This window comes from Streptomyces oceani (genome assembly GCF_001751245.1).
GTDB lineage: Bacteria > Actinomycetota > Actinomycetes > Streptomycetales > Streptomycetaceae > Streptomyces > Streptomyces oceani.
This window is the reverse complement of record NZ_LJGU01000041.1, coordinates 1-326: the sequence shown is the minus strand read 5'-3', so window position 1 is coordinate 326 and position 326 is coordinate 1. Positions and strand designations below refer to the sequence as shown.

The 326-nt window shown below is 71.5% G+C and carries 1 protein-coding gene; it reads right to left on the bottom strand.

The window, feature by feature from the left end:
* The coding region (locus AN216_RS00185) for a KR domain-containing protein (protein ID WP_139140804.1) at positions 1-326 on the bottom strand (326 nt) is incomplete at both ends.

Sequence of the window (326 nt, the reverse complement as noted above, 5' to 3'; positions counted from 1 at the left end):
GCGTCGCAGGCTTCCACCGACACCGAGGCACCGTGCTCCCGCAGCTCGGCCGCCAACTCCTCCGCACCCGGCGACTCCACACCACGCCGCGAGGCCAACACCACATGCCGCACCCCACGCTCCACCACCAGATGCCGCGCCACCACCGCACCCAACCCCGCCGTGCCACCGGTCACCAACACCGCACCCGCCGGATCCAACGGCACCGGCACCGTCAGCACCACCTTGCCCACATGCCGCGCCTGAGACAGGAACCGGAACGCCTCCGGAGCCTGCCGCACATCCCACGCCGCCACCGACAACGGCGCCAACACACCCGACTCGAA